A 23,481-nucleotide genomic window follows, 5' to 3' on the forward strand; every position below is an offset into this window, starting at 1 on the left:
TGAAGTCGGAGCTGCGCGGGCCCGGGCGGGTGGCGCTGCCGCTGGCCTTCGTCCGCGGGCGGGACGGCGGCTGGCACGCGAAGTGGCTGCACCTCTACCTGCGGGGCATGCCGGGCGGCAACCGGGTCGAGGCGCACTCGCTGACCGTCGCGGGGCTGCTGCGCAGTGTGGTGGAACGCGAGTACCTGACGGTGCGCCGGCTCGGCGAACAGATGGCCGGGCAGGGCACGGCCGTCACGCTGTGGGACGGCACGAACCTGCCGGACGGTCCCGTCACGTACATCGGCATGGAGCGGCCCGAGGGCCTGCACCCGGACTCGGTGGTCGTCACGCCGCAGAATCTGCGCGCGCTCATCCCCGGGTGAGTGCTAGCGTGCCCTGACGGCGAGGCCATGATCGGGCTTCCTTCTCCTTCACTCTCTGACGCTAGTCCCTTCGCTCTCCTCGCCGTCACGAGTGTTCTGCACGGCTCCCCGCGGCCGCGGGTGCCCGCGCGCGATGCCCCGCAGGGCGGCGCCAGGGCCGCGGGGAACCCTGCGGCCGGCGGGTCACGCGGGGCCGGGCAGCGCTCAGAACATGCTGAGGAGCTCGTCGACCGTCGGCGTCGCCGCGGGCGCCCCCCTGCCCGGAAGGGCCAGTTCGAACCAGACCGTCTTGCCGCGGTGGGTGCGGCGGGAGCCCCAGCTCTCGCTGAGCATCGTGACGAGCTGGAGGCCGCGGCCTCCCTCGTCGGTGTCGCGGGCCCGGCGCCGCCGGGGCTGGACGAGGGCGCTGTCCCAGACCTCGCACACGAGGGTCCGGTCGAGCAGCAGCCGCAGGCGGATGTCGCCGTAGCCGTGCCGGAGCGCGTTGGTGACGAGTTCGCTCACGAGGAGTTCGGTGGTGTCGACGAGGTCGCCGAGGTCCCAGGCGAGGAGCTGGTCGCGGGAGAGCTCGCGGGCGCGGGCCACGGACGTGGGCTGGGGTTTGAGGGACCAGTCGCCGACCTGCTCGGCGGGCAGGCCGCGGATGCGGGCCATGAGCAGGGCGATGTCGTCCTCGCCGTGGGCGGTGTCGAGGGTGGCCAGGACGTGGTCGCAGATGTCCTCCAGGGGCCGCTCGGGCCCGTCGAGGGAGTTGCGGAAGGCGTCGAGGCCGTCGTCCAGGGGGAGGTTGCGGGATTCGACGAGGCCGTCGGTGTAGAGGGCGAGGAGTGTGCCCTCGGCGAGTTCGACCTCGCTCTCCTCGAAGGGTTCGCCGCCGACGCCGAGCGGGACCCCGCGGGGCAGTTCGAGGAGCATGGGCTGCTCGCCGGGTTCGACGACGGCGGGCGGGAGGTGGCCGGCGTTGGCGATGGTGCAGCGCCGGGTGACCGCGTCGTAGACGACGTAGACGCAGGTGGCGAGGTAGACCTCGGCGAGGTCGGAGTCGCCGCGCTCCTTGGCGGCGGCCCGCCGGGTGCGGCCGGGGGTGGGCGCGCCGAGGCCGCGAACGACCTCGTCGAGCGCGCTGAGCACCTCGCCGGGTTCGAGGTCGAGCATGGCCAGGGTGCGTACGGCGGTGCGCAGTTCGCCCATGGCGACGGCGGCGCGCAGGCCGCGGCCCATGACGTCGCCGACGACGAGGGCGGTGCGGTGGCCGGGCAGCTCGATGACGTCGAACCAGTCGCCGCCGACCTCGGTCTCCATGCTGCCGGGCAGGTAGCGGCAGGCGATGTCGAGGCCGGCGGCCTCGGGGTCGTCGGGCGGCAGCAGGCTGCGCTGGAGGATGAGCGCACGCTCGTGCTCGCGCCGGTAGAGGCGGGCGTTGTCGATGAAGATGGCGGCGCGAGCGGCCAGTTCCTCGGCGAGCATGCGGTCGCGTTCGGCAAAGGGCTCACTGCCCTTGGCACGGGAGAACTGGACGAGCCCGAGCACGGTGTCGCGGGCGACCATCGGGACGACGAGGGTGGACTGGACGAGGGTGCCGCCCAGGTCCTGCCCGCCGTCGCCGTCGAGGACCTGCGGCTGGGCGGTGCGCAGCGCGCGGGCGCTGGGGGAGCTGAAGCGGTAGCGGTGGACGGCTCCGACGGAGACGGGCCCGTTCTCGGCGGACCCGTCGGCGGCGGTGACGTCGTCGCCGGCCATGGCGACGGGCGCGTCGGACACGGAGCTGGCGAAGGCGACCCGGCGCAGCTCGCCGCTGCCGTCCGTGGCGCCGCCCAAGTCCTCCGCGCCGGCCAGCAGTGCCTGGTAGAGGTCGACGGAGGCGATGTCGCAGAAGTGCGGCACGGCCACGCCGAGCAGCTCGCGGGCCGTGGTCTCCAGGTCGAGGGACGTTCCTATACGGGAGCCGGCCTCGTTGAGCAGTGCCAGGTTGCGCCGGGCGTGGGCGGCTTCGCGCTCGGCCCGCTGGCGCCCGGTGACGTCCATGGCGAGGCCCGCGACGCCGATCGCGCGGCCGCTGGCGCTGTGCAGCCGGTAGAGCGACATGGACCAGCGGCGGCGTCCCGGGTCGCCGGGCACGGTGCCGACGAGCGGCATGTCGAGGACGGGCTCGCCGGTCTCCACCACCTGGCGCAGCGCGGCGGTGAGCCGGTCGGCCTCGACGCGGGAGAGGAAGTCGTGCGGGCCGCGGCCGCGGTGCTCCTCGGCGGGGCGGCCGAAGACGGTCGCGAAGCGGTCGTTGACGCGGATCAGCCGCAGCCGGGTGTCGAAGAGCACGAAGCCCATCGGGGACTGCCCGAAGACGGCCTGCGAGGCGGCCAGGTCGGTCTCGATCTGCCGCAGTGTCGCGACGTCCACCGCGATGCACAGCGCGCCGCGGTCGGCGGGCATGACGTAGACCTCGGCGAGGCCCTCGGCACCGGAGCCGTCGGTGAAGGGCACCAGGCCCGTCCACTCGCGGCCGTTGAGGATCTCGCCGAGCCGCTCGTGGCCGGCCTGCTGGACGTGCGGCGGGGCGAAGGCGGCGATCGGGTCACGGCCGATCGCCTCGTCGGCGGAGACGCCGAAGAACTCGGCGGCGCGGTCGCTCCACTGCTCGATCCTGCCGTCCGGTCCGAGCGAGAACGACGCGACGCGTATGTAGTCGTAGAGGGAACCGGGCGGACTCGACTGCCAGACCGCGGTCGTCGCCGCGTCCGCGTCGTCCGCCCGGGGCGGAACCGCCCCTGCTGGCATGTCGCTCACTCGCCCGACCCCTCCAGCTCAGCACACATGGACCGGTTGGAGCTGAGTATTCAGCATGCGGACCGTCCAGCACACGGTCTTGTCGATCACAGCATCATCTCGGCTCCCGGGGTACGGGGGCCCTCCCCTGACCACCGCGGCCACGCCTTTCGCTCTCGTCTCTTCGGAATACCCGGCACGCGCCGGGTGAACCCTTCCGGTGATCGCGGACGGGTGGGCGCACGGCGCACGCCGGGAGCGTTCCCGCGCCTCCCGCACGCCCATGACCTGCGGCGGCCGCGGGCGCGGTCCCCGCTGACCGCCCCACCCGTCACGGTAGTGCAAGTTCGAACCATACGGTCTTGCCCAGCGGCCCGTGCCGGGTGCCCCACCGGCGCGACGCCCCTGCCACCAGCTGCAGACCCCGCCCGCCCTCGTCCTCCGCGGTGGCGACCCGCTCGCGCGGCGGGTCCGGCAGCGGGTCGGAGACCTCGACCAGCAGCGAGCCGCCGCGCACCATCCGCACCCCGATGGGCCCGTGCGCGTACCGCAGCGAGTTGGTGACCAGCTCGCTGACCAGCAGCACGGTCACGTCCACGAGTTCCGGAAGGTCCCACTCGGCGAGCGTGTCGCGCACCCGGCGGCGGGCCAGCCGTACGGCGCTGGCCTCGGCGGGGAAGGACCACGCGACGGTGGAGCCGCCGGGGAGGGTGCCGAGGCGGGCCATCAGCAGCGCCACGTCGTCCGGCTCGCGGCCGGGCTCCATGGTGGCCAGCAGGTCGTCGCAGGCGTCCTCCAGCGACTCCAGCGGGCGGCTCAGGGTGGCACGCAGCCGCTCCAGACCGGTGCTGATGTCGTGCCGGCGCGACTCGATGAGGCCGTCGGTGTAGAGCACCAGCACCGTGCCGTCGGGGACGTCCAGCTCGGTCGTCTCGAAGCCTCCCCCGCCGATGCCCAGCGGCAGCCCGGGCGGCAGGTCCAACAACCGCGCCGTGCGCGCGCCGCCGTCACCGGGCTCGATGACGACCGGCGGCGGATGACCGGCCTGGGCTATGGCGCAGCGCCGGGTGGAGGGGTCGTAGACCGCGTAGACGGCCGTGGCCATCCAGCCCTCGGCGGGGCTCTGCGCCAGGTCCTCGCCCAGCTCGCCGACCCGGCGCAGCAGCTCGTCCGGCTTCATGTCCAGCGCCGCCAGGGTGCGTACGGCGGTGCGCAGCCGGCCCATGGTGGCGGCGGCGCTCAGACCGTGGCCCATGACGTCGCCGACGACGAAGGCGACCCGCCCGCCGGCCAGCGGCAGCACGTCGAACCAGTCGCCGCCGACCTCGGCGACGCTGCTGCCCGGCACGTAGCGGTAGGCCACGTCGACGCCCGGCGCGGCGGGCGTGGAGCGCGGCAGCAGAGAGCGCTGGAGCATCAGCGCGCCCTCGCGCTCGCGCACATACAGCCGCGCGTTGTCCAGCGCCGCGCCCGCCCGGTCGGCCAGCTCCATGCCGAGCGCGACGTCCTCCTGGTCGAAGCCCTCCCGGCCCTCCGCACGGCTGACGATCAGCAGCCCCAGCACGACGCCGTGCGCGCGCAGCGGCAGCACCAGCAGCGAACGGATGCCCACGGCGAAGACGGCCCGCACCTTCGGGTCGTCGGGGAAGGTCATGTTGGCCAGCTCGTCGCTGGACGACAGCAGCTTGGGCCGGCCGGTCGCGAGCACCTGCCCGAAGGGCGACTTGCGGTCGAAGGACATCGCCTGGCCGGGCCGGATCATCCGCACCACGTCCGCGTTCCAGCTGACCGCCCCGACCCCGGTCTGCCGCATCGGGGTGTTGTCCGCGTACGTCGCCGAGGGCAGTTCGCCGCCCTCGGCGAGCTGCGAGTGCAGCACCACACCGGAGTAGTCGCAGAAGTCCGGTACGAGCGCGGCGGCCAGCTCCTCGGCGTTGCGCCGCACGTCCAGCTGCCCGGCGATCCGCGACCCGACGTCGTTGAGCAGCGTCAGCCGCCGTCGTGCGCGCTCCGCCCTGGCGGCGGCCTCAACCCGCTCGGTGACGTCGATGACGGTCGCGCTGATCCCCAGCACCCGCCCGGCCCGGTCCACCAGCCGGTGGTACGACACCGAGCGGTGGCCCGTCCCGACCGGCGCGGGCGACACCAGGTCGATCACCGGACGTCCGGTGACCAGCACGTCGCGCTGCAGCGCGGTCAGGGACTCGGCCGTGGGCTTGTCCGGCATCACCTCGGCGACCGTACGCCCGATGTGCGCGGCGGCCGGCACGCCGTTCATCCCGGCCAGCGCGTCGTTGACGCGGACGTAGCGCAGCTCCCTGTCGAAGATCGCCACGCCCAGCGGGGACGAGTCGAAGAGCGAGTCCAGCGCCGCCAGGTCGTGCTCCAGCGTGCTCAGCCGGCTCGTCTCCACCAGCGAGGCCAGCACGAACGGCCGCCCGTCCCCGTCCACCAGCAGCGAGGCCCGCGCCTCCACCTGCACGGTGTGCCCGTCACGGTGCCGCAGCGCGAGGATGCCCTCCCAGCGCCCCTCCCGCAGCAGCTCCCCGAGCAGCCGCTCGGCCTCCGCCGCGGTCTGCACCCGCGGAGTGACCGGCTCACCCTCCGGCGTGTGCCCGCCCGGCCCGAACAGACCGCCGACCCGCCGCCCCACAATGTGCTCGCCGGCCCAGCCCAGCACCTCCTCGGCCAGCGGGCTCCACAGCAGCACCCGGCCGGTGGTGTCGAGCATGACGACGGCCACCCGCAGCGTGTCCAGCAGCGTGCCCCTCCCGGGCATGCCGCCCGCGCCGGGCGGGGGCGCGTGCGCGCGGTCCGGCGGGGCGGGAGTGTCACCGCCGCTGCTCATGGCTTCATTCCGCCACACACTCGCGCCCCGCGCTCCCTGGCGGGGGCCTTACGGGCGCGGCCCACCCACCTCCTTCTCGAACCAGTGGTGCGCGTACGGCTCGTCGTTGAAGGCCGGCACCTCGCGGAAACCGCTCGCGTGGTAAAGGCCGATCGCCGCCTCCAGCACCCTGTTCGTGTCCAGCCGCAGCGTGCCGTACCCCGCCCGGACCGCCCGCTCCTCCAGCTCCGCGAGGAACCGCCGCCCCAGCCCCAGCCGGCGCGCCCGCGGCGCCACCCACATCCGCTTGACCTCTGCGGGAGCCCCCGCAGGCAGCTTCAGCCCCGCGCACCCCACCGGCTCCCCGTACAGCCGCGCCACCAGGAACACCCCCGCGGGCGGCCGCAACCCGCCCGCGTCGGGCAGCAGACTCAGCCCGGGGTCGAACCCCGTCTCGAAACTGGCCCCCAGCTCCCCGAAATACTCCGTCAGGCACGCGCGCGCATCCGGATGCTCCGGATCCACCTCGTCCAGCGTCACCAGCCCCGCCGTCAGCAGCCGGTCCACCTCGGCCATCGCCGCCACCAGCCGCTCCCGCTGCCCCGCGTTCAGCGGCGCCAGCAGACTCCCGGCCAGCTCGTCGCTGCGCCCGTCCAGCGACGCCCGCTCCGCGACCCCCGCCGCCGTGAGCCGCACCGTCCGCGCCCTCCGGTCACCCGGCCGCGGCTCCACCGCCACCAGCCCGGCCGCCTCCAGGCTGCGCAGCAGCCGGCTCAAATACCCCGAATCCAGCCCCAGCCGCTCCCGCAGCCCCCGCACGTCCCGGCCCTCCGGGCCGATCTCCCACAGCACCCGCGACTCCCCGAAGGGCCGATCCCGCCCCAGATAGCGCTCATTGAGCACCCCCACCCGTGCGGTGACCGTCCGGCTGAACCGCCGCACCTGACGTATCTGCTCGCTCTCCATTCTCTGACCTTAGTCAGACACCCCCCACCTCTGCGAGCCCACCCCGCGCATTACCCGCTTGCGGCGGGGCTTGCCGCTCCCCCTCCGCGGGGTGCCCGCGCCTGCCGGCGCCACCCCGGGCGGTGCCCGTTTACGGGGGGCTTGCGGCTGCCCCGCCGGGGGGCCCGCGCCTGGCGGCGCCGCGCTCGGACGGTGCCCACTCACGGTGGTGCTTGCGGCTGCCCGCCGCGGTGGTGCCCGCGCCTGGCGGCGCGCCGCTCCGGGCGGTGGCCGCCCGGGGTGCGTGGGCGGCTGACCGGCCGCCGGGGGTGCCCGCGCCTGGCGGCGCCGCGCTCGGGCGGTGCCCGGTTGCCGTGCGTTGGCGGCTTGCCCGCCGCCGGGGTTTCCCGCGCCTGGCGGCGCGGGGTGTTCCCACCCCCACCACCCGTGCAGATACGACGTCGGCTGACGGTCCACCTGTGGGGCGCATTCGCCGTCGGGGGCGAACCGCAGTCCCCGAACCACATTCACCCCCACCGGCAGGCAGCCGCCACACCGGCCCGGGAGGGGGACGATCCGGGGGTGCCCCCGCAGGAATGCGCACCCACTCCCTCACCGGACAAGGGAGAGGTCAGACGCGCATTCCGAGGAGGTACCCCCGGAGTGGCACCCGACCCCACCCCCGCACAGACAGCGCGATGCCCCGCCGGATGACCCCAGGGGCGCGAGGAACTGCGCGACCAGCCCCCACCGGCAGAAGATCGCGCGGCACACCGCAACAGGCACCCCGCAGCGCAAATGCGGCGCGGGGAACGGCGCGCTCAGCCCCCGCCGGGCGAACGGCGAACCGCCCGCCGCAAGGGGCACCCCCTCAGGGGCGCGGGGAACGGCGCGAGCAACCCCCCACCCACCGCGAGGCGAACCGCACACCGCAGCGGCACCCCCGAAACCCCCTGGCCGCGCCCTCAGACCTGGGCCACCCGCGGAGCGATCCGCTCGACCACATAGCGCCGCCGCCTGTCACCGGCACCGTGCTCGCGGCCGCAGCCGTCCAGGAGGTCGCCGATGCGCTCCGCCTCGGCCCGCGTGGCGTAACGGCCCACGCGGTAGCGGTTCGTCCCGTCGTCCTGGCGTATGAGCGCCCATACGAGGTCGGACGTCATATCCCTCAGACTCCCTTTTCCCTTGTCCCGATCCACTCCACCGGCCCGGCCGGTCCGCCCCCGGCCTCCCGGGCCTCCCGGGCCTCCCGGGCCTCCCGGGCCGACCCGGCCTCCCGCACCGGCCCGGCGGCTCCGGCGGCCCCGGCCTCCCGCACCGGCCCGGCGGCTCCGGCGGCCCCGGACACCCCACCGGCCCCGCCGGACACGACGGCCCCCGCCGTCTCCATCGCACCGACGTGCGCGATATTCGCCCGGTCCGCCTCGTCCCGCTCCGCCGCCGCGGCCACCGCGTCCGCCGCGAACCACGCGTCGAGGATCTCGACGAGCAGCCCCCCGGACAGCGTGCGCAGGCCCAGCGCCAGCGCATTCGCGTCGCCCCACACGCGTGCGCCGTGCGCGGCGTACGCGTCGGCGCACAGGGCGGCGCGTACGCCGGGGACCTTGTTGGCCGCGATGGACGCGCCCGCGCCCGTCCAGCAGCAGACGACCGCTTGCTCGGCGGCGCCGCGTGCGACGGCGCGCGCCGCCGCCTCGGCGCTCCAGGCCCAGTCGGCGCGGTCGCCTTCGCGCAGGGCACCGTGGAGTTCGACGTCGTGCCCGCGGCGGCGCAGTTCGTCGACGAGCAGCCGGGCGGGCGGCTCATCCATGTCCGAGGAAACGGCGATGCGCATATGCCCGACCCTACGCCCGAGGTTCACAGCGCGGGTACGGAATGACACGAAGAGGTACCGATCCGGCCAGCCGTTCGAGAAGCGGCGGACGGCGAACGCGCCCGCCCCCCGGCGCCCGGCCGCAGGTGGCGGCCGGTGCCGGGGGCGGGCGCGGGGTGCGGGTCAGCGCACGGGCAGGTGGTAGACCGCCCGGTATTTTTCGGCGGGGATGACGACGTCGGCGGTCTCGACGGGCCGCCCGGAGGCGAAGTACGTCCGCCGGATCTCGATCACCACGTGACCCGGCACCCCGCCGAGGGCGGCGGTCTCCGCGGCGAGGCCGGGCCGGGCGCCGACCTCCTCGGCCATGTGGTCGACGACGAGGTCGATGGCCGCCATGCGGGCCACCACGCCCTGCCCGCCGAGCGGGCCCTCCTCCGGGAGGAGCACCGGCGTGCGCCCGGTGAGGGCGAGCGGCTCCCAGGAGGTGGACAGCAGGGTGGGCTCACCCTCGGTACGGAAGACGTACTGCGTGCGCATGACGCGCTCGCCGGGCTCGATGCGCAGCCGTTCGGCGACGTCCAGGCTCGCGCCCTCCTGCACGCTGCGTGACTCCCAGCTGCCCTTGCAGCCCTCGTCCGCCTGCTCCTGCCGGTAGGACGTGGACGGCCCGGCCGGGCGGTAGCCGCTGCGGATGATGCGCCGCGGCCGGGGGCGCTCGCGGACGTAGGTGCCGGATCCGGAGCGGCCCTCGACGAAGCCCTCGGCCATCAGCACCTTGCGCGCTTCGAGCGCGACGGTGTCGGAGACCCCGTATTCGGTGCGGATTCTGGCCTGCGAGGGGAGCCGGGCATGCGGCGGAAGCGTGCCGTCGAGGATCTTGCGGCGCAGGTCGTCGGCGACGCGCAGGTATGCGGGCTGCTCACCGAATGCCACGGCTGCCCCTCCCAGGGGGTTGACTGTCCGCGACAGCTTGGCAACCCTCGGTACCCGTCCGCAACCTCTAGCCCGAGCTTCACTCTCCGCGCATCGGTCACGCTCCGCAAACGAGCCGGGCGCGCGCCCCGCGCACACCCGGCTCGCCGGAGGAACACACCGAAACCGGTCAGACGCCCACGCCGCTGCGGTCGTCGCCGCTGTCCTGGTCGTCGTCACCGGAGGTGCCGCCGCCGCTGAGCTGCTTCACCGTGCCCGCCTGCCTGCCGTTCGGGAAGCCGAAGAAGCAGATCACCTGGCGCTTGTTCTGCGCCCAGCTCGAAGCCGGCGGGATGTAGTAGAAGATGCCCGTCCCGGCCTTGGGCCGCCGGCCGTCGAGGTAGGTGCGGGCGTACTTCAGGCACGTCGTCTGCGCGTCCGCGCTCACCTTGGCGACGCCCGGGTACGGGTCGTCCTCGGCGGACTGGATCTGGTAGACGTTGTACGCCTCGGCGTCGTGCTCCTCCGCGCAGTCGACGACGTCGACGCCCGTGGTGACCTTGCTGTCGTCCGGGGTCTTGCCGAACTCCGACAGCTTCTCGTTGACGGTGTTGAAGCACTGCCCGGACTTGAGGTCCATGACCTGCGTGTTGCCGTCGTCGAACTTGCCCATCGCGCCCAGCGTGATGAGCACGGCGAACAGCGCCGCCCACGCGCCACCGATCACGATGCCCGAGATCGCCATGCCCCGGCCGCGCTCGGCCCGCTGCTTGACCTGCTTCAGGCCGACCAGGCCGAAGATGACGCCGAGGAAGAAGGTGCAGGGGATGATGCCGGTGACCAGGGCGGCGATGGAGATGCCGTTGCTGCGCCGCTCCTGGCCGTACCAGCCGGGCTGGCCGGGGTAGGGCGGCGGCATCGCGGGCCCGGGGTAGCCGTAGCCGGACGGCGACTGGGGGCCGGGGTAGCCGTACGACGGCTGGCCGGCGGAGGTCGCGTACGGGTTGCCGCCCGGGACACCCGGCGCCGCGTACGGGTCGGCGGGGGCGGCGTACGGGTCGGCGGGGGCCGCGTAGGAGTAGTCGGCGGGCGCCGCGTACGGGTTCTGCGGCGGCTGGCCGGAGCCGGGCGGCTGCTGGAACTGCTGACCGGGCATCGCGGCCTGCGTGGGCTGCTGGGCCTGTCCGGCGTAGGGGTTGTGCGGCGGCGGCTGGCCCGGGGCACCCGGGTACGGCGGCGGGCCGGGCGGCTGCGCGTCGTCGGGCGACGGCGGAGGCGGAGGCGGCGGGGGTATGTCCACGCGGGGAGTTTACGGGCCGCGTCCGCCGCGGGTGCGGGTACCACCGGGAGGCATGCGTTCCGTTCGCGGGGGCCCGGCGTCCGCGGAGCTTCCGCGGCGGAGAGCGCTCCACCCCTTGACGCTAATGGTCCAGACCAATAACTTCGCGCCATGCGTCGACGAACTCTCGGCCGGATGGCCGCCACGGCCGCCACCCTCTCACTGGTCGCCGTCCTGCCCGCCGTCACCGGCGGCAGCACCGCGCAGGCCCACCCCGGGCACCCCTCCCCCAACCCGACCTACAAAAGCGTCGGTTACTTCACCCAGTGGGGCATCTACGGACGCAACTACCAGGTGAAGAACGTCCAGACCTCCGGCGCCGCCGCCCAGCTCACGCACCTCAACTACGCGTTCGCCAACATCGGTGCCGACGGCAGGTGCTTCGAGGCCAACATCGCGGGCGAGGGCGACGCCTGGGCCGACTACCAGCACCCGGTCGACGCCGCGACCTCCGTCGACGGCACCGCCGACACCGCCGACCAGCCGCTGGCCGGCAACTTCAACCAGCTGCGCGAGCTCAAGGCCAGGAACCCGAAGTTGAAGGTGCTGATCTCGATCGGGGGCTGGAGCTGGTCGACGCACTTCTCGGACGCGGCCCGTACCGCCGCTTCCCGCAAGGCACTTGTCGCCTCCTGCCTGGACATCTTCATCAAGGGCAACCTCCCGCTGCTCGACGGCAGGGGCGGCCCCGGCTCGGCGGCCGGGCTCTTCGACGGCGTCGACATCGACTGGGAGTGGCCGGGCTCCTCCGGTGACACCGGCACCGTCTACCGGCCCGAGGACAGGAAGGACTTCACCGCTCTCGCCGCCGAGTTCCGCCGGCAGCTCGACGCCTACGGCCGCACCACGCACCGGCACTACGACCTGAGCGCCTTCCTGCCGGCCGCGCCCGCGAAGATCGACGCCGGCTTCGAGGCGGGGAAGATCTTCCAGTACCTCGACTTCGGCACCGTCCAGGGCTACGACTTCCACGGCCCCTACGAGGCCACCACCAACCAGCAGTCCGCGCTGCGTGCCCCGCTCGACTCGCCCGTGCCGAACGACTTCAGCGACACCCAGGCGGTCGGCGACTGGCTCAGGCGCGGCGCCCCCGCACGGCAGCTGGTGCTCGGGGTGCCCTTCTACGGCCAGGGCTGGACCGGCGTCCCCGACGGCGGCACCGCGGGCCTCTTCCAGCCCTCCACGGGACCCGCGCCCGCCACGTGGCAGGCCGGCAACGAGGACTACCACGCCCTCAAGGCCCTTGCCGGCTCCGGGACCTACACCGTCCACCGGGACACCCGCAACGGCTTCGCCTGGCTCTACGACGGCACCAACTTCTGGACCTACGACGACCCGCAGGTGATCGCCGCCAAGACGGCGTACATCCGCGGGGCGCACCTGGGCGGCGCCATGATGTGGTCGCTCGACGGTGACACCTCCACCGGTGAGCTGGTCTCCGCGGTCCACCGCGGGCTCACCCGCCGCTGAGCCCCGCGGCCGGGGCCCCGCCTCCACGGGGGGAGGCGGGGCCCCGGCGCCGCGGTCACGGGCGCGCCGGGGCCGCCCGGTCCTCGAAGGCGGTGGCGCGGGCGCGCTCCTCCCAGGCCTCGATGTCGCCGCGGACCTGGTCGAGGTGGCCGAGCACCGCGTCGACGCCGTCCTCGCCGAGCGGCAGCCGCAGCGGGGTGACGTCGGCGTCGAGGGCGGCCAGGATGAGCGCGGCGGCCCTGGCCGGGTCGCCGGGCTGGATCCCGTCGCTGGCCGCGGCGCCGGCACGGGTCCCGCCCACGGTGGGCTCGTAGTCGGCGATGGCGGGGCTCGCCGTGAGGTTGGCCATGAGCGAGGTGCGGAAGGCGCCGGGCTCGACGATGAGGGTCCTGATGCCCAGCGGGTTCACCTCGGCCGCGAGCGCCTCGGTCATGCCCTCCAGGGCGAACTTGGTGCCGCTGTAGGCGGAGAAGCCCGCGAAGGACATCTGCCCGCCCATGCTGCTCATCTGCACGATCGCCCCCGAGCGCCGCTCGCGCATCGACGGCAGCACCGCCCGTACCAGCGCGGCCGGTCCGAAGACGTGCACCTCGAACAGCTCGCGCAGCTCGGCGTCGCCGGTCTCCTCGAAGGCGCCCACGTGCCCGCGGCCCGCGTTGTTGACCAGCACGTCGATCCTGCCGTGCCGGGCGAGGACGTCCGCGACGGCCGCGTCCGCCGCGGCCAGGTCCGTGACGTCCAGCGCCAGCGGCTCCACCTGGTCGGGGTGGGCCGCCACCAGGTCCTCCAGCGTGCCGGTCCGCCGGGCCGCCGCCACCACGACGTCCCCCGCGGCCACCGCGGCCTCGGTGATCGCCCGGCCGAAGCCGCTGTTCGCACCCGTGACCAGCCAGACCTTGTTCATCGCCGACTCCCTGCCGTGTCCGTCGCGGTGGCGTTCGCCCCGCTGCGAACAAGACTGGCGGCGGCGCCCCTTGCCCGTCCAAGACCCCTCGTGATAGCCGATGGTTATGGACGTTCACGGGCGCGACCTGCGGTATTTCGCCGCGGTCGCCGAGGAGTTGCATTTCACGCGGGCCGCCGAGCGGCTGTTCGTCTCGCAGCCCGCCCTCAGCAAGCAGATACGCGCCCTGGAACGGCAGTTGGGCGCGCAGCTGTTCACCCGCGACCGGCAGGGCGTCGCCCTCACGCCGGTCGGCACCGCTCTGCTGCCGCACGCGCGCCGGGTGCTGGCGGAGTGGGACGCCGCCAGGACGGCCGTGGACGCCGCCAAGGCCGCGCAGCGGGCGACGCTCGTGGTCGGCATGAGCACCAGTCCCGGCCGCGGCGGGCTGCTGCCGGCCGTCCGCTCGCGCTTCACCGCGGCCCACCCCGAGGCCGAGCTGCGGCTGCGCCAGGTCGGCTGGCAGGACCCCACCGCCGGGCTCGCCGACGGCGGCAGCGACATGGCGTACGTCTGGCTGCCGCTGCCCGACCAGCACCGCTACGACGTACTCGTGGTCGCCGAGGAGCCGCGCCTGGTGGCCTTCCCCGACGGCCACCGGCTCGCGGCGGGCAGCGGCCCCGTCGACTTCGCCGACCTGCTGGACGAGCCCTTCCTCGCCCTCCCGGAAGCCGCGGGCCCGCTGCGCGACTACTGGCTCGCCGCCGACGAGCGCGGCGGCCGGAGCCTGCGGATCGGCGCGGAGGTCGCGAGCACCGAGGAGACGTACGAGGCCCTGGTCGCCGGCCTCGGCGTGGTCCTGGTCGCCTCCGGCAACGCCCCGCTCGTCTCCCTCGGCGGCGTCACCACCCGCCCCATCCGCGGCCTCTCCCCCAGCCGCTTCGCCCTCGCCTGGCCGCGCACCTCCGCGGCCCCGCTGACCCTGGCCTACGCGGCGGCCTGCCGGGCGGCCCGCCCGGCGTAGCGCACGGCCGGGGCCGCGCCGTGCCGTGGCCTCCCGTCCGCCCGGCGGGGAATCCGCGCCGCCCTCGCCCGCGTCCCCCGGGCACGGTGGGTGCGCGGCGCGGGCGGGGCGGCGGGGGCCCCGGGTCAGGGGCGGGCGGTGGCTGCGGAGAGGGTGACGACCCGGTCGAAACGGGTGTCGAGGTCGTCGTCGCCGTGGTGGACGACGAGCAGGCCGCGGCCGGCGGTGCGGGCCTCGATCGCGGCGAGGACGAGGTCGCGGCCCTCCCTGTCGAGGTTGGAGAAGGGCTCGTCGACGAGGTAGACGTCGGCGTCCTCGGTGAGCAGCGCGGCCACGCCCGCCCGCTGCCGCTGGCCGGAGGACAGGTCGGTGGGGAGCTGGTCGGCGAGGCCGGTCAGGTGGAGGGCGGCGCGCAGCTCCTCGTCGGGGACCAGCTCGCGTACCGGCAGCGGCGGGAGGTTGACCGGCGCGGTGAGGCCGGCGACGCGCGGGGGCAGGGTGACCACACCGGCGTCGGGGGCGAGGGTGCCGGAGATGATGTGCAGCAGGGTCGTCTTGCCGCAGCCGTTGGGGCCGCGCAGCAGCACGTGTTCGCCGGGACGCAGCTCGAAGTCCTCGATCGCGACGGTGGTGCCCGCCTGCCGGGCGGCCTCGCCGTCCTCGCCCGGGCCCTCGTCCGTGCCGTAGCGGACGCGGGCGCCGTGCACGACGACCATGGGGCCCTCGTCGTGGTAGGGCGCGGGGCTGGAGGCGCGCAGCGCGTCGATGCGTTTGAGGACGGCGGTGTTGCGCCGCACCTGCGGGATCATGTTGATGAGGTCGAAGATGCCGGTGACCGCGCGCCACAGGGAGTTGACGAAGGCGAGGAAGCTGCCGAAGGTCATCCGCCCGGCGAAGACGAAGTACGCGCCGACGACCATGGAGGCGGTGTCGGAGAGGTTCATCACCAGGTCGCTGAGGGTGTTCTGCTTCTGCGTGAGCCGGTAGTTGACGAAGGTGACGTCCAGGTAGCCGTCGAGCGCGCGGCGGTTGGCGGCGCGGGTGCCCGGGCGCAGGGTGCGCATCCCGCGCAGGGCGTGGAAGGCCTCCAGGGTGCGGGTGAGGGTGTTGATGTAGCGGGCCTCGCCCTCCCGTTCGGGGTCGGTGTTGTCCTCGATGCGCTTGGCGATGCGGTTGCTGGCGAGCACCAGCGGCGGCACGATCACCAGCAGGATGAGGCTGGCCTGCCAGGACAGGTAGAGCAGCACGCCGACGAACACCAGGGAGGCGAGGGTCTGCTTGGCGATCCGCACGCACACGTCGATGGCGGGCAGCACGCCGTCCTTGACGTCGCTGTGCACCCGGCTGACGAAGGAGGCGTTGCCGGCCTCCGACAGCCGCCGCCCGTCCTGGTCGAGGGTGCGGTCCAGCAGCTCCATCTCCAGCTGGAGCACGAAGGTGTTCTCGCAGCGCTTGCGCCAGCGGGCGATCCAGTAGCCGCCGATGTTCAGCGTCAGGCCCAGCAGCAGGTAGAACAGGCCGAGCGTGATGAACTTCGCGAAGTGCCCGGCGAGGATGGCCTGGTCGAACAGCGCCTTGAGCAGCAGCGGGTGGACGAGGGCCTCGACACCGCTGGCGAGGGCTTCCAGGGCCAGGATCGTCGCGAAGCGGGCGCGGTGGCCGATCAGCGTGCGCCACAGCTCCGTCACGGTGCCACCTCGCCTGCCGCCCGGGGCGCCGTCCCGCCGGCCGCGTCGCGCGGGGGGTCCAGCTCGTCGAGCAGGAAGTCGACGGGGCCGCCGTGGGTGAAGCGGTGCAGGACGCGCAGGACGCCGGCCGCGCCGGTGAGGTAGTCGCACGAGCAGCGCAGCAGTCCCTCGCCCGCGACCGCGAGCAGCGTCTCGCCCTCCCGGCGGGGCAGCCCGAATTTTTCGGCGGGCTCGAAGACGAAGACCTGCCGCACGAAGTCAATCTGCCTCAGGGCGAGTTGGCGGTACGCCGGGTCGCCGGTGCGCTCGGCCGCGTCGAGCATGGCGTCGGCCACACCGGTCAGGCCGAACGCGTAGCCGGGCAGGACGGACTGGCAGCCGTCGATGGCGCGGGCGATCTCACGGGCCTCGTCGGTCCAGCCGTAGCGCAGCAGCACCTGGAGCACCCCGGCGGAGCCGACCTCGACGTACGGCTCCATCGTGCCCTCGTGGCGGAACATCACGAGCCCGTCCTCCAGCGGCTCGGTGTGCGCCATCTCCCAGGCCAGTGCGCGCCGCCCGAGCTCGGCGTACTGCGGGTCGCCCGTGGCCTGGGTCACGCGGAGCAGGAAGAGCGCGACACCCGCCTGCCCGAAGCCGAGGCCGGTGAAGGGCTTGCCGGGAGAGAAGTCGTTGAGCCAGTAGGCGTGTTCGCCCTCGTGGTGGGCGAGTGCGGCGAGCCGCCGGGCGCAGGCGAGGGCGGCCTCCAGGTCGCGCTCGTCGCCGTGCGCCAGGTGGAAGCGCAGGTTGGTCATGCCCAGGCCGGCGAGGCCGTAGTAGAAGGTGTGGTCGGGGACGCCGAGGCCGCGTTCGTTGGCGGTCGCCAGCAGCCGGCGGGCCCGGTCGTGCAGGCCCAGCTCGTCGGCGGCCCAGGCGATGCCCGCCAGGCCGTTCATGAGGCCGTCGGCGTATTCGGTGACGTCGATCGCGTCGATCCGGCTGCCCAACCAGTCAATCCACTCCGGGCGGAGGGCGACGCCGGAGGACTTCAGCGCCCGCAGGACACCGGCTGCGCCGACGCCGAGGCCGAGCGGGTTGGTGATGTGGGCGAACGGGTCGACGGGGAAGAGCGTGTCGCGCTCCGGGTCGGCGACGGCGGTGACGAAGGCCGCGACGCCCGCCTCCGTCGCGGCGAGGCCGAGGGTGCCCTCGTCCAGCACCGGCGGCGGGGCGTCGACGACGGAGGCGACCAGCTCCTCCTCGCCGTCGAGGAACTCCAGCACCTCGTCGAGTGTCACGCGCCCGTCGGCGATGTCCATGAGGAGTGTGTGGACGCTCGCGGGCCAGCCGAGCCGCTCGGTGAAGATCCGGAAGAGGCCGAGCACGTCCTCGCGCAGGTAGGACATGGCCGCGATGGGGAAGATGAAGTACGCCATGGTCGTCGCGAGGCCGTAGAGGTCGTCGGCGTACTGCGAGGCGTTGAAGCGCCGCCGCGAGTGGCTGAAGCCGGGGGTGAACAGCTCGACGGGCTCGGCGAGATGGGCCTCGGCCTCCGCCGCCTCGGCCAGCCGGCAGGACTCCATGTCGATCACGGTGACGGTGAAGGTGTCGGTGTCGACCAGCAGGTTGGCGGCGCTGAGGTCGCCCAGGATCACCTGGCGGCTGTGCGCGTCGCGCACCGCCCGGGTCAGCCCGCGGAAGACCGAGAGGTAGATCCGCAGGAAGTCGCGTGCGCGCTCGGTCGAACGCCCGGGCCGGGCCAGCGGGTTGCGCTCCAGCAGCACCGAGCGGATGTCCTTGCCGTCGATGAACTCCTCGGCGATGAAGTGGTGTTCCCAGTGCTGGAAGGTGGTGATCGGCGTCGGGAAGGAGTCCAGGTCGCCGAGCCGTGTCAGGAACGTCCACTCGCGCGCGCTGATGTCCAGGGCGTCGTGGTCCAGGCGCGGGTTGATGTTGGTGTGCGGCCGGGCCTCCTTGACCACCACGATCCTGTTGCCGCGCGCGGTGTCCTCGGCCTTGTAGACCCCGCCGGTGTTGGAGAACTGGATGGCCTCGGTCACCCGGAAGCGGCCGCCGAGCAGTCCGCCGTCCTCCTCGTCGCCCCCGTAGTCCCCCGGCTTCCAGTCGGTGAACGGCCATGGCTGCCACGGCGGTTGGGCGTAGCCGATCTGCCGCTCGTCGGGCACCGGCCCGTCCGGGCCGACGATGTGCGGGACGGGCCGCCCCATCACGTCGACGGTGTGCGTGGAGAGGAACTGCCCGTAGCGGAAGTAGAGCGCCTTGCTGTCCTTGTAGCGCATGTCGGACAGGATGTACGCGCCCTCGACGCCCTCCAGCAGCACCGCGAGCTCGGCCAGGCAGGAGCGGAAGACGTCCTCGTCGGCCGGGTAGACGGTGATCAGCTTGCCCGCGCTGCCGCGCGACATGGCCTTGGAGTTGAGCATCTCGAAGATGTTCATGTCCAGGGCGACCTTGAAGTCGATGCCGCGCGCGGTGAGATGGCCGATCACGTCCTTCGCCACCCGGCGCACCGTCCGCAGGCTCGCCGACACGTGGATCTTCCAGCCCTGCGCCGGCAGCTGCTCGTCGTGGCGGTACATCCACCAGATGCCGCTGCGGCGGAAACCGGCCCGCACCCCGGGCTCGACCGACGCGATGAAGTTGTCCTCGCGCGGCTCGTAGTAGACGTCGAGCGGGTCGAAGAACAGTGTGTCGTTCCAGGCGAAGAGGAAGCGGTTGACCCATCGTTCGTCGCGCATGTCTGCCTCTTGGTGTGGTCGTCCGGCCACCGCGGCGGTGCTGCGGCCGGTGCGGGCGCGGGTCGGTGCGGGCGCACGGATGCCGTGCGGGGGCCGGAACACCCCCGCACGGCGCGACCGTCAGGCGGCCGGGCGGGCCGGCTGCTTCTTGCAGCAGTCGCTGCCGCTGCTGGTGAGGCTGATGACCGCCACCGCCGTCTCCGCGGCGATCGGCGTCATCGTCTGCAGCTTGAGGATGCTCACGGCCGTCAACTCCTTCCGTTGGCCCACGCGCCTGGGGCGGTGGGCGTGGACTGACTGGCGCAGCAGTTGTGGGCACTGCTGGTCGTGCTCGTCACGGCCACCGCGCTCGCGGCGGCCACGGGCTCCGGCGTCCGGAGCCCCGAAACGGTCACGGGGCTGCCCGGAACCGGTGCCCCGGCCGGGCCGTCAGGCGCCGACGGGCTTCTGGGCCGACTTGCAGCAGTCGCTGCTGGAGCTCGTCGTGCTCAGCACGGCGACCGCGCTCTCGGTGGCGATCGGCTCCATCGTCTGAAGCTTCAGGATGCTCATGGGTTCGTCCCTTCGTTGTGGACGGGGCGGGTGGCGTCGTCCGCCTCCGCCGCCGCGGGGGTGTCGTGTTCCGGACCGCGAGGCTCAGGAGCCGTCGTCCGGCGGGTCGGTGCAGCAGTCGACCCAGCTGCTGGTCTGGCTGACGACCGGCCGCAGGCTCTCCTGCACGACCGGCCGCAACCGCTGGAGCTGGAGGATGCTCACGGCATCACCTTCCGGTGGACGGCCGGAGGGTTGTCAGACCTGCGGCTTCTTGGGGCTGGTGGTGCAGCAGCCGCTGCCGGAGCTGGTGGTGCTGAGGACCGCGACCGCGCTCTCGACGGCGACGGGCTCGAGCTTCTGCAGGTTGAGGACGCTCATGGCGTTGTCTCCTTTGATTCCCGTGGTTCCCGGTGTCTCCCGGGCCGCCCCGCCACCTGGACCGTGCCGCGGCCGGCGGCCGGCCGCGTTGTCCGCCGGGCCGGCTCCGTGCCCTGCGGCCGGAAGCAACGGTCATCCGTGACACCTCCCTGCCTGGATCGGGAGCGCGGGGCGCGCTCGGGGTGGTGGGACACGCGTGTGCCGAACGGCGGATCCAGCCAACCGCGCGCCCCGGCGCCCGCACATCCGTAGCCGGCCCCCATAATTCGCGGGCGGCATCCCCCAGTTGGGCCACCGGGCACGGCGGCCGAAAGGGCGCGCCGGGCACCCGGCGTGGTTGACGCTCCCCGCACGATGCGTCATGGTGGTGCGCGAGCTGAGGCGGATGACGACCCCCGCGTCATTCACCTCAGCTCATGAGCGCTCATGGGCCGCTGCCGCCACCGGCCCGCCGCCCCGCCCTGCCCGCCGGCCGCACCACAGGCTCCGGGCGGCGCGTACCGCCCCGCGCCGCCGGGCCCGACGCCGTACGGCCGCAAGCGGTGGGGGGACGGGCCCGGGGCGCCGCGTGCCGTACCCGCACCGCCCGTACCGCCTGTCCTGCCAGCCTGCCGGCCGCGCAGTCCTGCCCGCCGCGCGAGCGCTCCGCCCGCCGCGTGGACGCACTGCCCGCCGCGCCAGCCGCGTCCCGGGAGAGCCGATGAGCATGCCGTACGCCAGCAGCAGCCGCGCCATGGGCCGCCGGTGAGGCCGTTACCGCCGCAGACCGCGGCGCTGCGGTCCGCCGAACTCGTCGGCCGGGAAGCCGAGATGGACCGGGTCGCCGCCGTCCTCGCGGCCGCGCGGGCCGGGCACGGCGGCGCCCTCGTCGTGACGGGCGAACCGGGCGCCGGGAAGACCCGGCTCGCCGCCGAGGCCCTCGCCGCCGCCACCGCCGCAGGACTGGCCACCGCCCGCGGCGGCGTCAGCGCCGTCTCCCCGCCGGTCCCCTACCGCCCCGTCATCGAGGCCCTCCTCTGTCTCACCCGCACCACCGCGCTCCCCGCACCCGCCGCCCTGGGCCCGTACGCCCGGGTGCTGGCCGCCCTGCTGCCGTCCCTGGACCTGAGGGAGGAGCCCCCGCGGGACCAGGAGTGGGACGCGCTGCCGGGCGCCGGGCCGCGCGCGGTACCGGGCGCGGTACCGATGGCCGTCCCCCGCGTGGGACCCGCGCCCAGACCCCGGGCCGCCGGGCCCGAAACCGGCGAGGAACTCGAACTGGACAGCCCCGGCGGGCCGTTGCTCGCCGGCGAGGCCCTCCTGCGGGTGCTCGCCGAGGCCGGGCGGCGGCGCGGCTGCCTGCTCGTACTGGACGACCTGCACGACGCCGACCTGCGCACCCTCGCCGTCGTCGAGTACCTGCTCGACAACCTCGCCGGCCAGCCCGTCGCCCTCCTGCTCACCACCGGGCTGCTCACCGGCCCCGCCGCCGACCTGGCCGCGCGCGCCTGCCAGCGCGGCACCGCCTCCTGCGTCGACCTCGCCCCGCTGGCCGCCCCGGACGTACGGCGGCTGGTCGCCGCGGAGTCCGGCGTCGCACCCGCCGAGGTGGAGGCCGCACTGCTCGACCGCGCCCTCACCGCGGGATCCGGAAACCCGTTCATCGTCCGGGAACTGACCCGAGAGGCCGTCTCCCCCGCCACCCGCGGGCGATGTACGGGGGCGGTACCGCCCGCCGTCGCCCGCAGCGTCACCCGCCGGATCGACCGCCTGCCCCCCGGCGGCCGCGAGGTCCTGGGCCTCGCCTCACTGTTCGGCCACCGCTTCCCGCTGCCGGTGCTGCGCCGCACCGCCGGCCGCGGCGGCTGCGACGTCGCCGCAGTGCTACGCGCGGCGACCTCCAGCTACCTGCTGGAACCCGACCCGGAACGGCCCGACTGGTACACCTTCCGGCACCCGCTCGCCGCCCACGCCGTACGCGACGCCCTCGCGCCCGCCGAACGCACCGGCTACGCGCGGCAGGCCGCCGCCGCACTCGCCGAGCTCCACCCCGGCCTGCCCGGTGAATGGTGCGCACGGGCCGCCGAACTGTGCGCCCACGCCGGCGACACCACCGAAGCCGTACGGCTGTCCTGCGAGGCCGGACGGCGGGCGCTCGCCGAAGGCACGGTGGAACGGGCCGTCGACCTGCTCCTTGCCGCCCACCGGCCCCCGGGCTCCGGCACCCCACCCACCGCCCTGCGGGTCACCGTCCTCCACCTGCTCCTCTACGCCGCCGGATGCGCGGCCCGCTTCGACCTGCTGCCCGAACTCACCACCGCAATCGCCGCGCTGGACCGCCCGGCCGTGCCCCCCGGACGCCGGGCGGTCCTCCACGCCGCCCTCGCCGAACTCGCCGCGCTCGCCGGGCACCCCGCCGAAGCCCTGCACCACCTCGACGCCGCCCGGCACCTGCTGGGCGACACCCCCGCCGCCCGCGACGCCGCCGCGGTGGAGGCCTCCGCCGCCCGCGTCGAGCCGCACCGGCTCGCACCCGACCGGATCCGCACCGCCGAACAGGCCGCCCTGCGCGCCCTGGAGGCCGCCCGCACCGCCGGGGCGCCCGAAGCAGAGTGCCGCGCCCTCGTCCAGCTCGGCCGGCTCACCTCCCGCACCGGCGACCCCGCCGCCACCGGCCACCTGCTCACCGCCTGCACGCTGGCCCGCCGGCACCACCTGCCCGCCGAACGCGTCACCGCCGAACTCGCCCTCGCCCTCGACGCCGCACGGCACGACGGCGACTGGGCCGCGGTCGAGACCGCCCGCCGCGAAGCCCTCCGCATCGGCGTGCAACCACCCGCCCACGAAGCCGGTTTCGCCCTCGCCCTCGAAGAGATCCGGCGCGGCGACCTCACCTCCGCCGGCGACCGCATCAGCTCCGCCGCCGGCGACCGCCTCGGCCGCGCCCTCCCCCTGCTCCACCTCGCCGACGCCATCCGCCACGCCCACCGGGCGCGGCGCCCCGCCATGACCGAGGCCCTCGACCGCCTCGCCCCCCTCATGGCCGAGTCACCCGGCGTCCGCGCCCTGTCCCACGGCCTCGCCCGCGCCCACTGCTCCCTCCTCGAAGAGGAACACGACACCGCCGAACTCGAACTCGCCCAGGCCATCGCCTACGACACCGAGAACCCGGCGGCCCTCGACATCGGACGGCACGGCCTCGCCCTCCTCCTCGCCGCCCTCGCCGGACGCGTCGGCCTCCGGCACTGCGCCCGGTCCGCCTCCCTCGCCGCCACCGGCGACCGCTGGCACCGCCCCTTCGCCGCCCTCGCCCACGCCGTCCTCCTCGGCCGCGAGGGCCACCGTGCCGAGGCCGAGGCCGCCACCCGCACCGCCCTCACCGCCGCCGCCCCCTACCCCCAGGCCCGCCACCTCGGCCTGCGCCTCGTCGCCCCCGCCGCCCACGACGACGGCTGGGGCGACCCCGTCGGCTGGCTCCGCGACGCCGAGGAGCACTTCCACGCCGCCGGCATCCCCGCCGTCGCCGCCGCCTGCCGCGGCCTCCTGCGCGGCATGGGCGCGCCCGTACGACAGCGGCGCACCGGCATCGAGGGCGTCCCCACCGCCCTCCGCCGCCGCGGCGTCACGGTGCGCGAATTCGAGGTCGCGCGGCTCCTCGCCGCACGCATCGGCAACAAGGACATCGCCGGGCGGCTCCACATCTCCCCCCGCACCGTCGAGAAGCACGTCGCGAGCCTCCTCCGCAAGACCGGACACCCCGACCGCGCCGCCTTCGCCTCCGCGGCGGACTTCCCCCCGTAGCCCGCCGCTCCCTCCCCCC

At 74.6% G+C, this 23,481-nt stretch carries 16 protein-coding genes and 2 pseudogenes; 4 read left to right on the forward strand and 14 right to left on the reverse strand.

The window, feature by feature from the left end; all coding sequences use genetic code 11:
- Nucleotides 1–365: pseudogene (locus ACH4SE_RS27650) on the forward strand (hypothetical protein); the annotation flags it as partial.
- Between the two features lie 204 nt (nucleotides 366–569).
- On the opposite strand, the gene ACH4SE_RS27655 reads toward ACH4SE_RS27650, so the two are convergent.
- The 7 genes and pseudogenes from ACH4SE_RS27655 to ACH4SE_RS27685 form a co-directional block, all read right to left on the reverse strand.
- Nucleotides 570–3,140 (reverse strand): SpoIIE family protein phosphatase, encoded by a 2,571-nt coding sequence (locus tag ACH4SE_RS27655; protein WP_398546371.1) that lies wholly within the window; start codon nucleotides 3,138–3,140, stop codon nucleotides 570–572.
- Nucleotides 3,141–3,459: 319 nt separating this feature from the next.
- Nucleotides 3,460–5,976: a SpoIIE family protein phosphatase gene (locus ACH4SE_RS27660; RefSeq protein WP_398546205.1), complete on the reverse strand. Its 2,517-nt coding sequence runs from the start codon at nucleotides 5,974–5,976 to the stop codon at nucleotides 3,460–3,462.
- A gap of 48 nt (nucleotides 5,977–6,024) precedes the next feature.
- A complete protein-coding gene (locus ACH4SE_RS27665) occupies nucleotides 6,025–6,921 on the reverse strand; it encodes a GNAT family N-acetyltransferase (RefSeq protein ID WP_398546206.1) in 897 nt (298 codons plus the stop codon).
- A 944-nt stretch (nucleotides 6,922–7,865) separates the two neighbouring features.
- Nucleotides 7,866–8,072, reverse strand: a complete 207-nt coding sequence (locus tag ACH4SE_RS27670; RefSeq protein ID WP_398546372.1) for an SPOR domain-containing protein — start codon at nucleotides 8,070–8,072, stop codon at nucleotides 7,866–7,868.
- Between the two features lie 206 nt (nucleotides 8,073–8,278).
- Nucleotides 8,279–8,734 (reverse strand): annotated as a pseudogene (locus ACH4SE_RS27675) (RpiB/LacA/LacB family sugar-phosphate isomerase); the annotation flags it as partial.
- Between the two features lie 162 nt (nucleotides 8,735–8,896).
- Nucleotides 8,897–9,649, reverse strand: a complete 753-nt coding sequence (locus ACH4SE_RS27680; protein WP_398546207.1) for a GntR family transcriptional regulator — start codon at nucleotides 9,647–9,649, stop codon at nucleotides 8,897–8,899.
- A 169-nt stretch (nucleotides 9,650–9,818) separates the two neighbouring features.
- A complete protein-coding gene (locus ACH4SE_RS27685) occupies nucleotides 9,819–10,928 on the reverse strand; it encodes a DUF4190 domain-containing protein (protein ID WP_398546208.1) in 1,110 nt (369 codons plus the stop codon).
- Nucleotides 10,929–11,078: 150 nt separating this feature from the next.
- Here ACH4SE_RS27685 and ACH4SE_RS27690 point away from each other — a divergent pair, with 150 nt between their 5' ends.
- On the forward strand, nucleotides 11,079–12,437 hold the full coding sequence (locus ACH4SE_RS27690; protein WP_398546209.1) for a glycoside hydrolase family 18 protein: 1,359 nt from the start codon (nucleotides 11,079–11,081) through the stop codon (nucleotides 12,435–12,437).
- Nucleotides 12,438–12,492: 55 nt separating this feature from the next.
- Here ACH4SE_RS27690 and ACH4SE_RS27695 read toward each other — a convergent pair whose 3' ends face one another.
- Nucleotides 12,493–13,341, reverse strand: coding sequence for an oxidoreductase (locus ACH4SE_RS27695; RefSeq protein ID WP_398546210.1), 849 nt, complete (start codon nucleotides 13,339–13,341; stop codon nucleotides 12,493–12,495).
- 100 nt (nucleotides 13,342–13,441) lie between these two features.
- Between ACH4SE_RS27695 and ACH4SE_RS27700 the strand changes: the two genes are divergently transcribed.
- Complete coding sequence (locus tag ACH4SE_RS27700) at nucleotides 13,442–14,344, forward strand: LysR family transcriptional regulator (protein WP_398546211.1); 903 nt, start codon at nucleotides 13,442–13,444, stop codon at nucleotides 14,342–14,344.
- A 125-nt stretch (nucleotides 14,345–14,469) separates the two neighbouring features.
- Here the strand turns inward: ACH4SE_RS27700 and ACH4SE_RS27705 are convergent, their stop codons facing one another.
- The 6 genes from ACH4SE_RS27705 to ACH4SE_RS27730 form a co-directional block, all read right to left on the reverse strand.
- Nucleotides 14,470–16,032 (reverse strand): ATP-binding cassette domain-containing protein, encoded by a 1,563-nt coding sequence (locus ACH4SE_RS27705; RefSeq protein WP_398546212.1) that lies wholly within the window; start codon nucleotides 16,030–16,032, stop codon nucleotides 14,470–14,472.
- Complete coding sequence (gene lanKC, locus ACH4SE_RS27710; protein ID WP_398546213.1) at nucleotides 16,029–18,770, reverse strand: class III lanthionine synthetase LanKC; 2,742 nt, start codon at nucleotides 18,768–18,770, stop codon at nucleotides 16,029–16,031. Before lanKC ends, ACH4SE_RS27705 begins: the two co-directional genes overlap by 4 nt.
- Before the next feature lie 120 nt (nucleotides 18,771–18,890).
- On the reverse strand, nucleotides 18,891–19,013 hold the full coding sequence (locus ACH4SE_RS27715; RefSeq protein WP_398546214.1) for a class III lanthipeptide: 123 nt from the start codon (nucleotides 19,011–19,013) through the stop codon (nucleotides 18,891–18,893).
- A 186-nt stretch (nucleotides 19,014–19,199) separates the two neighbouring features.
- Entirely contained in the window at nucleotides 19,200–19,322 is a 123-nt protein-coding gene (locus ACH4SE_RS27720) for a class III lanthipeptide (RefSeq protein ID WP_398546215.1), read from the reverse strand.
- Between the two features lie 84 nt (nucleotides 19,323–19,406).
- Nucleotides 19,407–19,526 carry a class III lanthipeptide gene (locus ACH4SE_RS27725; protein WP_398546216.1) on the reverse strand — a complete coding sequence of 40 codons (120 nt, stop codon included), beginning with the start codon at nucleotides 19,524–19,526 and terminating at the stop codon, nucleotides 19,407–19,409.
- Nucleotides 19,527–19,559: 33 nt separating this feature from the next.
- Nucleotides 19,560–19,682, reverse strand: a complete 123-nt coding sequence (locus ACH4SE_RS27730) for a class III lanthipeptide (RefSeq protein ID WP_398546217.1) — start codon at nucleotides 19,680–19,682, stop codon at nucleotides 19,560–19,562.
- 744 nt (nucleotides 19,683–20,426) lie between these two features.
- Here ACH4SE_RS27730 and ACH4SE_RS27735 point away from each other — a divergent pair.
- Nucleotides 20,427–23,462 (forward strand): AAA family ATPase, encoded by a 3,036-nt coding sequence (locus ACH4SE_RS27735; RefSeq protein ID WP_398546218.1) that lies wholly within the window; start codon nucleotides 20,427–20,429, stop codon nucleotides 23,460–23,462.
- Nucleotides 23,463–23,481: the final 19 nt, after the last annotated feature.

Origin of the sequence: Streptomyces sp. NPDC020983, from assembly GCF_044333485.1 — a bacterium.
GTDB lineage: Bacteria > Actinomycetota > Actinomycetes > Streptomycetales > Streptomycetaceae > Actinacidiphila.

What these genes read in the sequence shown, in the direction of transcription:
- ACH4SE_RS27655 (WP_398546371.1), bottom strand. Translation starts at nt 3,140, where the DNA reads ATGCCAGCAGGGGCGGTTCCGCCCCGGGCGGACGACGCGGACGCGGCG.
- ACH4SE_RS27660 (WP_398546205.1), bottom strand. Translation starts at nt 5,976, where the DNA reads ATGAGCAGCGGCGGTGACACTCCCGCCCCGCCGGACCGCGCGCACGCG.
- ACH4SE_RS27665 (WP_398546206.1), bottom strand. Translation starts at nt 6,921, where the DNA reads ATGGAGAGCGAGCAGATACGTCAGGTGCGGCGGTTCAGCCGGACGGTC.
- ACH4SE_RS27690 (WP_398546209.1), top strand. Translation starts at nt 11,079, where the DNA reads ATGCGTCGACGAACTCTCGGCCGGATGGCCGCCACGGCCGCCACCCTC.
- ACH4SE_RS27695 (WP_398546210.1), bottom strand. Translation starts at nt 13,341, where the DNA reads ATGAACAAGGTCTGGCTGGTCACGGGTGCGAACAGCGGCTTCGGCCGG.
- ACH4SE_RS27700 (WP_398546211.1), top strand. Translation starts at nt 13,442, where the DNA reads ATGGTTATGGACGTTCACGGGCGCGACCTGCGGTATTTCGCCGCGGTC.
- lanKC (WP_398546213.1), bottom strand. Translation starts at nt 18,770, where the DNA reads ATGCGCGACGAACGATGGGTCAACCGCTTCCTCTTCGCCTGGAACGAC.
- ACH4SE_RS27720 (WP_398546215.1), bottom strand. Translation starts at nt 19,322, where the DNA reads ATGAGCATCCTGAAGCTTCAGACGATGGAGCCGATCGCCACCGAGAGC.
- ACH4SE_RS27730 (WP_398546217.1), bottom strand. Translation starts at nt 19,682, where the DNA reads ATGAGCGTCCTCAACCTGCAGAAGCTCGAGCCCGTCGCCGTCGAGAGC.